This window comes from Acinetobacter sp. AL9 (assembly GCF_041464035.1).
Lineage (GTDB): Bacteria > Pseudomonadota > Gammaproteobacteria > Pseudomonadales > Moraxellaceae > Acinetobacter > Acinetobacter towneri.
The window spans coordinates 1-11,045 of sequence record NZ_JAYFSK010000068.1 but is presented as its reverse complement, the minus strand read 5'-3'; the positions used below and the strand labels follow the sequence as shown (position 1 = coordinate 11,045).

Annotated in this window: 13 protein-coding genes; 6 read left to right on the top strand and 7 right to left on the bottom strand. The window is 41.9% G+C overall.

Annotated elements, in window-relative coordinates; all coding sequences use genetic code 11:
• The coding region (locus ACEO2X_RS12060) for a transposase domain-containing protein (protein WP_136143756.1) at positions 1–95 on the top strand (95 nt) is incomplete at its 5' end.
• 64 nt (positions 96–159) lie between these two features.
• On the opposite strand, the gene ACEO2X_RS12055 is transcribed toward ACEO2X_RS12060, so the two are convergent.
• The 6 genes from ACEO2X_RS12055 to ACEO2X_RS12030 all read right to left on the bottom strand — a co-directional run bounded on the left by ACEO2X_RS12055 (position 160) and on the right by ACEO2X_RS12030 (position 4,568).
• Positions 160–447, bottom strand: a complete 288-nt coding sequence (locus ACEO2X_RS12055; RefSeq protein WP_004975291.1) for a PA4642 family protein — start codon at positions 445–447, stop codon at positions 160–162.
• Positions 448–541: 94 nt separating this feature from the next.
• The gene (gene minE, locus ACEO2X_RS12050) at positions 542–814 is read right to left on the bottom strand and encodes a cell division topological specificity factor MinE (protein WP_096902698.1); all 273 of its coding nucleotides are present in this window, start codon (positions 812–814) and stop codon (positions 542–544) included.
• Between the two features lie 2 nt (positions 815–816).
• Complete coding sequence (gene minD / locus ACEO2X_RS12045) at positions 817–1,629, bottom strand: septum site-determining protein MinD (RefSeq protein ID WP_096902697.1); 813 nt, start codon at positions 1,627–1,629, stop codon at positions 817–819.
• A gap of 69 nt (positions 1,630–1,698) precedes the next feature.
• Positions 1,699–2,424, bottom strand: a complete 726-nt coding sequence (gene minC, locus ACEO2X_RS12040; protein ID WP_096902696.1) for a septum site-determining protein MinC — start codon at positions 2,422–2,424, stop codon at positions 1,699–1,701.
• A gap of 143 nt (positions 2,425–2,567) precedes the next feature.
• Positions 2,568–3,626, bottom strand: a complete 1,059-nt coding sequence (locus ACEO2X_RS12035; RefSeq protein ID WP_004975298.1) for a hypothetical protein — start codon at positions 3,624–3,626, stop codon at positions 2,568–2,570.
• A 15-nt stretch (positions 3,627–3,641) separates the two neighbouring features.
• Positions 3,642–4,568, bottom strand: coding sequence for an acyltransferase (locus tag ACEO2X_RS12030; protein WP_096902695.1), 927 nt, complete (start codon positions 4,566–4,568; stop codon positions 3,642–3,644).
• 256 nt (positions 4,569–4,824) lie between these two features.
• Here ACEO2X_RS12030 and ACEO2X_RS12025 point away from each other — a divergent pair, with 256 nt between their 5' ends.
• From ACEO2X_RS12025 to argB, 5 genes are all read left to right on the top strand, one after another.
• Positions 4,825–5,478: an OmpA family protein gene (locus tag ACEO2X_RS12025; RefSeq protein ID WP_178318252.1), complete on the top strand. Its 654-nt coding sequence runs from the start codon at positions 4,825–4,827 to the stop codon at positions 5,476–5,478.
• A gap of 169 nt (positions 5,479–5,647) precedes the next feature.
• Positions 5,648–7,687, top strand: coding sequence for a UvrD-helicase domain-containing protein (locus ACEO2X_RS12020; protein ID WP_317028371.1), 2,040 nt, complete (start codon positions 5,648–5,650; stop codon positions 7,685–7,687).
• A 91-nt stretch (positions 7,688–7,778) separates the two neighbouring features.
• Positions 7,779–8,231 carry a dUTP diphosphatase gene (gene dut, locus ACEO2X_RS12015; RefSeq protein ID WP_004975307.1) on the top strand — a complete coding sequence of 151 codons (453 nt, stop codon included), beginning with the start codon at positions 7,779–7,781 and terminating at the stop codon, positions 8,229–8,231.
• A 219-nt stretch (positions 8,232–8,450) separates the two neighbouring features.
• Positions 8,451–9,893: a phosphomannomutase/phosphoglucomutase gene (locus ACEO2X_RS12010; protein WP_004975308.1), complete on the top strand. Its 1,443-nt coding sequence runs from the start codon at positions 8,451–8,453 to the stop codon at positions 9,891–9,893.
• Positions 9,894–9,903: 10 nt separating this feature from the next.
• Positions 9,904–10,809, top strand: coding sequence for an acetylglutamate kinase (gene argB / locus ACEO2X_RS12005; protein WP_168418240.1), 906 nt, complete (start codon positions 9,904–9,906; stop codon positions 10,807–10,809).
• A gap of 142 nt (positions 10,810–10,951) precedes the next feature.
• On the opposite strand, the gene ACEO2X_RS12000 is transcribed toward argB, so the two are convergent.
• On the bottom strand, positions 10,952–11,045 hold a 94-nt coding region (locus tag ACEO2X_RS12000; protein WP_046889966.1), incomplete at its 5' end, for a transposase domain-containing protein.

Genomic DNA, 11,045 nt, shown 5'->3' with positions numbered 1-11,045 from the left:
CCTATTTAAGTGATGTGCTGAAAAGGCTGCCGACGCATAAAGCGACCCAAATAGAAGAATTACTGCCACATCGCTGGAAATCCAACTCAAATTAAAAAATAGGCATGGGGTTCAGCGGACGCTTACGCTGAATTTAGCCAGAGATTGTGTTTAAACAGTTTAAGCAAACTTGGCTAAAACTGCTAAAAAACCATCTTTTTGACGTGGAAATTCAGCAATCACATCGTGAATACGCTGACCTTCAGGATTAGTGGCATTGACATCGCGACCATCGGCAACAAATTGTGTCAATAGACGTTCATAGTCACTTGGACGCATGTGTTTAAATGCGTGATAGAGTACGTGAAAATCTGCATTCACACCTGCAGGTGGAAGTTGATTCAAATAGGCAAATACACGTTCATCCGACCATGCTTCGTTAAAGGTCGCAGGTTGAGATAATGCCATGGCAATCTCCTTTATATTCTTTTGAAAAAAATAGGGCAAAATAACTAGTGTTATTTTGCCCTGATTCAATTTGCTTGACTAATCAGTATTCAGATTATCGCTCTTCAGGCAAATTGATATTCATTTCCAACATTTCAATATTGGCTTCTGAACGCACAGACATTTGAATATGTTGTTCATCGACACCACGCACGTAGCGGTTTACCACTTGCATGATTTCTTTTTTCATCTGATCAATTTTGTCTTGGCTTAAGCGTTTACCTAGACCTTGTTCAGAAGCAACAATCACTTTTAAGCGATCTTTTGCTGTTTGTGCGCTAGATGGCTTATCTTCACCGCTAAATAATTTGCTCCAAAATCCTGCCATGTCTACGCTCCAAATAACCGTGCTAACCAACCTTTCGGTTTTGTTTCAATATGACGAAACGGACGTTCTTCACCCAAGAAACGTGCAACTAAGTCATCATACGCCTGACCTGCAGCAGCATCGCTATACAGAATGACAGGTTTACCTTCGTTAGATGCTTGAAGTACGCTCTTACATTCAGGAATCACGCCTAAAGTTGGTACACGCAAAATATCTTTAGAAATGTCGTCAATGGTCAGCATTTCTTGTTTATCGGCACGTTCTGGGTTGTAACGTGTAATACACAAGTGCTTACGCACACGACCTTCATTTTGTTCTACTTTTTTGGTTTTGCTGTCAAGCATACCAATAATACGGTCAGAGTCACGTACTGAAGAAATTTCAGGGTTAGTCACAATAATCGCTTCATCGGCATGGTACATTGCAAGAATGGCACCGCGCTCAATCCCTGCAGGTGAGTCGCAAATAATGTAATCAAACTCTTGTGCCAACTCATCCATAATACGTGCCACACCTTCATCGGTGAGGGCATCTTTATCACGGGTTTGTGAAGCTGGAAGAATATAAAGGTTTTCGATATCTTTATCGCGAATTAATGCTTGTTGTAAACGCGCTTCATTATTTAATACATTCACAAAATCATAAACAACGCGACGTTCACAACCCATAATTAAGTCAAGGTTACGTAAACCCACGTCAAAATCGATAACAACAGTTTTGTGACCACGTAGGGCTAAACCTGTTGCAAAAGATGCACTTGTAGTGGTTTTACCTACGCCACCTTTGCCTGATGTTACGACAACAATTTTCGCCACCGAATCCACTCCTGTTATGGTTTAAATTCCCCTATATTTTTTCGGGGATTTTTGGTGATTATTTATACATTAAAATTGTAGAGCTTCAAATACAAGCTCTTGGTTATCATTTAAGTAAATATGCACAGGTTTTTTAGTCACATGCTGAGGAATATCGTCCGCCACGCAATACGTGCCTGCAATAGATACCAATTCTGCTTCTAGGGAATGACAGAAAATTCGTGCCGCAATATTCCCGCCCGCGCCGGCAATGACTCTACCACGTACACTACCATAAATATGTATATTTCCTGAAGCAATCACTTCAGAACCGCTGTTAATGCCTGCGGTTAAAATAATGTCGCCCTGATGTTGTACCAAGCATTGGCCTGTACGCAAAATTTCATCGTGATAAGACGTAATATGCGCCACAGCAGGTGCAGTTTCAGCGACTTGATTTTCCGTCTGTTGCTGTTCTGCCGCAGGTTCAGGTTTTACTTCAACCACTTGTTCTTTGGTGGCTTTCACTTCCTGCAATGGACGGTCTTGCGGGATGACAGGGAACTGAATAGCACGTGCCTGATCTGCCATAATGCCTTCAGTCACAGCAATTGGCTGTGCTTCTAGGCTAATTAGCAATTGAATTAGCGCAATCAATTCTTGTTCGACTGAACTTTCAATGACCACCAAAACCCCTGGTGGAAATGATTTTTGCAACATTGGGCTTAGTTGCTGGCGGATCGCATCATGATCATTGGTGTCTAAGCTAATGCGAATCGCATTGACCAATCTGCCTTTTATCCGTATGTCAGCCATAATAATTCCTTAACACTTCTAACTTTGCTGGTTGTTGAAGTCATCTTATAAATAGAGCAAATCCTAGAACAAATTGGGTGAATTCTCTAGTTCAGTTACTAAAAATATTTCACATTGTTTTAGCTGAAATTATCGAAAGACCTTTATGAAATATCGTGTTGTTGTCCTTCATTTAAAATTTGTTGCCATTGTTTAACTTTTACTTGTTTGCGAATCGCTTCTAAACTTTCAAATATTGCCGATTCCACTAATTTATCAATATGCTGATTATGTTCAATCTCAATCTGACTAATTTTTTCAGCAATCATTTGATAAGTTGGATTTTGTACTTGTTGATGCTGCTGTGCAAAAGGTTCAATTAAACCTTGGGTGATATTTTCGCCCAATCGCTGTCCGATACTTTGAATTTGCTGTTCAATACGTCCACCGACCAATGGAATCAGGCGCAGCAATTGCGTCAGTTCAGGCGTATCTTCAATGGCTTGATTCACCACCAACCCGACATTTTTCGCAATCATGTGACGCTGCATTTGTAATTCTTTGCCTAAGGATTCCTGCAAAATATCGGCTAGGGCAATCGCGAGTAATTGACGATGATGCTCGACCAAATCATCAATAAATTGTTTGTGAGTGGTACTGGTGGTCAATTCACGTTGCACACCATTAAGTACCGTGAGCACCACACGGCTACTCAGTTCTTCCATTAGCAAGTTGTAGTAAAAGTTGCCGCGTTTATACCAACTGTCTGGAATGACTTTATAGCCATGGCTATGCAGGTTGTAACCAATCGCGATGGCACGTAATAAACGTAAAAAACGCAATTGCGGAATAATTGCAAGAATTTCATACCAGTGAATAAACGGGAAAAACCACCAACGCTGATGATGTTTGAAAATTATTGCAATACCCCAACGCACGCCCAACTCTACAATTAAAAACGTGGTAAACCAGCCTTCGGTAATCACCACCCAAGGGCGCAATTCTGTTCGATAAAACTGTAAAATTTCAGGTAGACGAATAAAATCGAACAACCATTCGCCAAAATCACTCATTAAAATGGCATTGGCACTTAAACAGAACAAGTTAAAGATGATTAAACCCATCAAAAACAAGTCATAAGCCAAGGCAATTTTCCATCCCCATGAATCTTTACGCAGGGGATGAAAAGAGGATTTGATGACAGGTTCTTCAGACTTTTTCATGGCGTACCTGAATGGTTATGCAGTCGGAGCTGCAAGTTTTTGTTGCATGGATTCAATCAGCTGATCTTTTTCCAACCATAATTCATGCACCCATTGCTGGAAACGCTCACGGTATTCAGCATCATCTTCGTAATTACCACCCAAGACCCAGTCTGGAATGTTGATTTTTCGTAAATTTACCGCAATGCGAGGAACTTCTCCGAGCCAGAACTCGCTATAGCCTGGTACACCATCTGGGTAAACAATGGTCATATCCACCAAAGCATCAATTTGATCGCCCAAAATATTCAAAGCCAGCGCTAAACCACCCGCTTTAGGCTTTAATAAATGTTGATATGGCGATTGCTGCTGATCATGTTTTTCTTGAGTAAAGCGAGTGCCTTCTAAATAGTTGAGCAGGGTAAAGGGCTGACTCAACAACTGTTGGCAGGCTTTACGTGCTTCTTCCATATCACGGTCTTTCAGCTCAGGTTTTTTGGCAATTTGTGCTTTGCTGTGACGCTTCATCATTGGGAAGCCTAAAATTTTAAAGGCTTGACCCACAAAGGGAATAAAGATCAGCTCCCACTTGGTAAAAAAGCGGGTCAAAGGCATGCGGGTTAAACCAAAGTATTGATTTACTGTGGTATCGACCCAACTTTGATGGTTACAGGTCATAAGATAACGACCTTGCATGCTCAGCTGCAAATTTTCATCAATGCTGATATCCCATTGGGTATTGGGTAACACATGATCAATCAGCCAGTTATTTACACTGAGCCAACTGTTGGTAATTTGAATATTGGCTTCATCGACCTTACTTGACTGCTTGAACAGTTTGGTTAAGCCTAAAGCCAACACAGGAGGGCCGTGAAAAAATGTACTGCCAGTAATGACTGTACCCACAGTGAGTCCTTTTGTGATTTTTTTTAATAAAGGCTGTTTTTTTGCTTGCGATGACATATAAATCAATCCTGAAGATAAATCGTCCAATTCGTCACGTATTTGTAGATTACTCCACTATAAATGTTGTTTTTAAAATAAAAAAGTGTAGAAGTGAAAGTGTGTAGAAATTGTGATGATGTTATGCCCAGATTTGTACATGATCATGTATATTTGTAAGTAAAAGTTTTTTTATTAACAAAAAATCAATGGTCTAAGTATATTTTTTCATTCAATATTCAGCCTGTACAACAAAACACAAGTAAGGAGGCATGCCATGCGTGCATTAGTAATATCGACAGCAGTTGTAGGGGCAATGGTATTAACAGGTTGTCAATCGACTGGTAACAACCTTGGTGGTATGGAATATGACAAAACAGCGTTAGGCACAGTAATTGGTGCTGCTGCGGGTTATGGTATTTCTAAAGGCAATGCAAATACAAGCGCACAAAATAACCGCGCTGCGGCAATTGGTGCTGTAGTGGGTGCTGCTGCGGGTGTTTATCTTGACAATAAAGAAAAACAACTTCGTCAGCAAATGGCGGGTACTGGTGTAGAAGTAAACCGTAATGCAGATGGTTCTGTTGGTTTGGTTATGCCTGGTAACATCACGTTTGATACCAACAAATCAAACATCAAACCTAACTTCTATACAACGCTGAACAAAGTTGCGCAAACGCTAACTGAAGATAACAAGAGCGGTATTTTAGTGACTGGTTATACCGACAGCACTGGTAATGACTCAATCAACATTCCATTGTCACAAGCACGTGCACAATCGGTTGCAAACTACTTGGCTAGCCGTGGTGTATCAACTTCACGTATTAATGCACAAGGTCACGGTGCTGCAAACCCAATCGCATCGAATGCTACCGCAGAAGGTCGTGAGCAAAACCGTCGTGTAGAAATCAGCATTTATGCAATCCAATAATCTGGCATTGTATAGATTGTAAAGAACCGCCTTCGGGCGGTTTTTTTATGCAAGCAATTTCTAGGGTCTACTCAGCAAATAGACAATGACGTCTAAAGTAGCATTTTAGATTAGTCATCTTTGGCGGAGATGACTATAATCGAGCTCGAACCGAAATAGAGGAAATACTATGTCACTGGCAAGTCAGTTAAACGACAAGCAACTTGAAGCGATGAAATACACTCAAGGACCCTTGTTAGTGCTTGCAGGGGCGGGTTCAGGCAAAACTTCGGTGATTACCCGAAAAATTGCCTATTTGGTTAAGCATTGCGGGATTCCTGCGCATCGTATTACAGCAATGACTTTTACCAACAAAGCAGCACGTGAAATGAAAGAGCGTGTGACCAAATTATTGTCACGTGAAGAAGCTAAAGGATTATCGGTTTCGACTTTCCACACCTTTGGTCTGAATTTATTGCGTCTTGAATTAAAACACACGCCGTTAAAAGCCAACTTCTCTATTTTGGATGCCGATGACTGCAAACGTATTCTGATGGATTTAATGCACCGCGATAATTTGTCGGGTGCAGAAAGCAAGGAACTGATTGCCAAAGCCATGAAGATGATTTCAGATTGGAAAAACGATCTGATTGCACCAGAGCAGGCACATACCACGTGCGAAACGCCAGAAGACATCCAATTTGCACATTTATATCAACTTTACGAACGTAATTTACGTGCCTATAACGCGGTAGATTTTGACGATTTAATTGTAATGCCAACACGACTTTTGCAAGAAAATGCTGAAGTGCGTGACAAATGGCAGAACCGTGTCCGTTATTTATTGGTCGATGAGTATCAAGATACCAACACCGCACAGTATATCTTGGTGAAATTATTGGTGGGGGTGATGGGGCAGTTCACTGCGGTAGGTGATGACGACCAATCGATTTACGCATGGCGCGGTGCCAAGCCTGAAAATATGGCCTTGCTGAAAGATGATTTCCCGAATTTAAAAGTGATTAAACTTGAGCAAAACTATCGCTCGACCAGTCGCATTTTAAAAGCGGCCAATACCGTCATTGGCAATAATCCACATATTTTTGATAAAAAACTTTGGTCAGACAAAGGTCATGGCGAAGTGATTCGGGTGATCACTTGCCGTAACGATGATGATGAATCAGAACGTGTGGTTAAAGACTTACTCACGCATAAACTGATGAATGGCAAAAGCTGGAAAGATTATGCGATTTTGTATCGTGGTAACTTTCAGGCGCGCATTTTGGAAACCCAATTACGCCAAATGCAAATTCCGTACAAGCTTTCCGGTGGTCAATCGTTCTTTGCGCGCGCTGAAATCAAAGACATTATGAGCTATTTGCGTTTGATTATTAATCCTGAAGATGACAGCGCATTCTTGCGCATTATTAATACGCCTAAACGTGCGATTGGTCCTGTGACTTTGGAAAAACTAGGGCTGTTTGCACAAGAAAACCATTTGTCATTATTGGCTGCCGCAGGTGATCAGCGCCTAACCATGGCAATTCCGAAAAAAGCCACGACGCAGTTGGCAGAGTTTTCAGATTTTATTGGTAATTTTACCCGTAATTTATTGGAAGATGATGAACCTGTGCCAATCATCCGCCAGATGATGCTCGAAGCAGGCTATATCGACTACATTAAAGAGCAAGCGGCTACACCTGCGCAGGAAAAAACCAAGCTAGATAATATTGAGGTGCTGTATAGCAGCATCCAAAGTCTGATTAACCGCGCTGAAGATGTCGATGAAAAAAATATTGAAAGTGTGATTCGTAAAATGGTGCTGCTCGATATGCTCGAACAGCAACAGGAAGAAGAAGACACCGATAAAGTCAATTTGCTAACTCTGCATGCGTCCAAAGGTTTGGAATTTCCGTATGTGTATTTGATTGGCTTGGAAGAAGAACTTTTACCGCATAAAAACTCGATTGTGGCAGATACCGTCGAGGAAGAACGACGTTTGATGTACGTCGGGATTACTCGTGCACGTCAGGGCTTAACCATTACTTTGGCAGAACAGCGCAAAGCAGGTGGGCAAATGAAACAAATGACCCCAAGTCGTTTTTTGGATGAATTACCACAAGATGAATTGGAATGGCTCGGACGTAAGAAAAAGTTAGCCGGTGATGTCGATCCGAAATTACAGGCACAGCATTATTTGGAAAATTTACGTGCTCTGATTAAGCGCTGAAAAACATTCAGCGGTGTTGATGCAAGTACAGCATCAAAGGGCATAATTTATATCGAAATTACATTGAAAATTTAAAAACAGGATAAACTTCATGAAAGTTCAAGTTAAAGTCTTAGATTCACGTTTAGGCACAGAATGGCCAATGCCAACTTATGCAACCGCAGGTTCGGCAGGGTTGGACTTACGTGCTTGTGTAGACAGCAGCACCGTGATTGAGCCGGGTCAAACAGTATTGGTCAAAACAGGTTTAGCGATTTATATTCAAGATACAGGTTTTGCAGGCATGATTTTGCCGCGTTCAGGCTTGGGTCACAAACATGGCATCGTGTTGGGGAACTTGGTGGGTTTGATTGATTCAGATTATCAGGGTGAATTGATGGTTTCGGTGTGGAACCGTAGCCAAACAGCATTTAGCTTAGAACCTGGTGAGCGTTTAGCGCAATACGTTTTGGTTCCTGTGGTACAGGCCAAGTTTGAACAAGTAGATGAATTTGTTGCCACCGAACGTGGTGCAGGTGGTTTTGGGCATACGGGCAAAAACTAAGTTACTTAGGTTTCAGCCTATATCGTTTGGTAAAGTTTTATCTGAAACTTTACCAACAATTCTTGAAAAGTAACGAAAGATGTACTAATAATGACAAGTAAATCACTAGCTCTGATGAGACCATTGCACATCTATTAAAAAATCTAATTAGAATTTTCAAAATATCTCGAGCCAAGATTTATTCACTTTATGTTGGCTCATCTTTGTAGTTGTAAGCCTATGAACAATCCACAAACACTTTTTCCTCAGCATATTTTTCGCGCTTACGACATTCGTGGCAAAGAAACTGTGCTGACCGCGAAATTGGTACACGCCATTGCACAAGGATTGGTGCAACAATATCAACAAGAAAAGCAAACTCAAATTAGTATTGGTTATGATGCGCGTTTAAATAGCCCCGCTTATGCTGAAATTATGCGCCAAGTCTTTCTTGCCCATCAATTTCAAGTGACGATGGTGGGTTGTTGTTCTAGCCCGATGTTGTATTTTATGGCACGACACACGGCAGGCAATGGCATTATGCTTACGGCCAGTCATAATCCAAAATCAGACAACGGCATTAAATGGATTGTGCAGGGCGAACCGCCAACCCCTGAAATGATTCAACACGTGGCACACGATGCAGCGCCATATTATTTAAATACCGATGCAGCACCATCCATCGCCTCACAACACGCCACCAACATTTCACATGAATTTATTGAAGATGCGTGTCAGCAATATCAGCAGGCAATGTTGAACGATATTCAACTGGCGGGCACTTTTAAAGTGGTTTTAGATGGGATGTATGGTTCGGCAGGTCATTGCGCTGCTTTGGTTTTGCAAAAAATGGGCTGTGAGGTGATTGCTTTACGCTGCGAAGCCAATGGTCATTTTCCAGAACATGCACCCGATCCATCACAAGAAAAACACTTACAACATTTAAAAGCTGCGGTGCGTGAACATCAGGCGGACATTGGCATTGCTTTAGATGGCGATGGTGATCGTGTCGTCCTCTTGGATGAACATGCCAATGTGCTTTCAGCAGATCGTTTGCTGTCTTTATTTGCAGAAATGTGTTTAAAAACTCACCCTCAGCATCAAGTGGTGTTTGATGTAAAATGCTCCACTATGGTGCGCAATACCGTGCGTGATTTGGGTGGCGAAGCGGTGATGATTCGCACGGGCAGTACCTTCTTGCGGCGTTATTTGGCGCAGTCGCAAGGCAAGGCTGTGTTCGGTGGCGAATACGCAGGACATTATGTATTCAATGATGGACGTGGTTTTGGCTATGACGATGGTATTTACGCAGCGCTGCGCGTGTTGGAATATTTAAGCCACAGTAATTACAGCAGCCTTTCGGCATTGATGCAGAAATACCCTGAGCGTTGCTGCACTGAAGACACGTATATCAGCACACGGAATATTGAACCGAGTGCGGTTTTAAATGATGTTGAAAGTTCTAGCCATCGCAGTGGTGCAGAATTAAGTAAAATAGATGGTGTAAGACTTGATTTTGAAGATGGATTTGGCATTATTCGAGCATCCAATACAGGCGAATATTTTACGGTGCGTTTTGATGCCGATAATCCATCACGACTGAATGATATTCGCGATACATTTGTTTCCATGTTAAGTGAGCGATACCCTGAAATCGCCCAAGACATTCTAGATGCTCAATAAGGAGAGGCGAATGCCACATCAACAGACTGGTATCGACAAAGCACAAATTTTGACCGAAGCTTTGCCGTATATTCAACGTTTTGCGGGCAAGACCCTTGTTGTAAAGTATGGCGGCAATGCCATGACTGATCCTGAGCTGGAAAGTTCTTTTGCACGTGACATTGTGCTGCTTAAAACAGTCGGATTAAACCCGATTGTCGTGCATGGTGGCGGCCCACAAGTAGATTCTATGCTTAAGCAATTGGGACGCGAGTCTGACCGTATTGACGGCATGCGTGTGACCGATCCTGCTACCATGGAAGTGGTGGAAATGGTGCTCGGTGGTAGTGTGAACAAGTCCATTGTGAATCTGATTAACCAACATGGTGGTCGCGCCATTGGTTTGACAGGTAAAGATGGTAATTTGATTCGTGCACAAAAATTATTGATGCAAAAAACCACCGAAACAGGCGAAGTCGAGCAGATTGACCTTGGTTTAGTCGGTGAAGTGGTTGGGGTAAAAACTGACGTTTTAGAAATGTTTACCAGCAGCGACTTTATTCCTGTCATAGCACCTTTAGGTGTCGATGATACAGGCAATACCTATAACATCAATGCCGACTTGGTGGCTGGTAAAGTTGCAGAAGCATTAGGTGCAGAAAAACTGATTCTACTCACCAATATTACTGGTGTGCTAGATGAAAATAAAAACTTATTGACCGGTTTGACTACGCAGGAAGTGGATCGTTTGATTGATACTGGTGTGATCTATGGCGGTATGATTCCTAAAGTTGGCTGTGCATTGGATGCAGTCAAAGGCGGTGTAATCAGCGCACATATTGTAGATGGTCGTGTGCCGCATGCAACCTTACTGGAAATCTTTACCGATCATGGAGTTGGTACTTTAATTACCAACCGAGTGCAGGCACGTAAGTAATAGTTCATTTGAGTGGGTTTGCACATTGTGCTAAGTCTGCAAAAGATTGAAAAGAGCTTCAAAGGAGGCTCTTTTTTTATGCCGTACAATAGTCATTTGTTGATTTTAAATGTAAGCGTCCGCTGAATCCCATACCTATTTTTTAATTCGATTTAGGTTTCCAGCAGTGCGGCAGCAATTCTTCAATTTGGGTCACTTTGTGTGTCGGTAACCTTTTCAGCACATCACTTAAATAG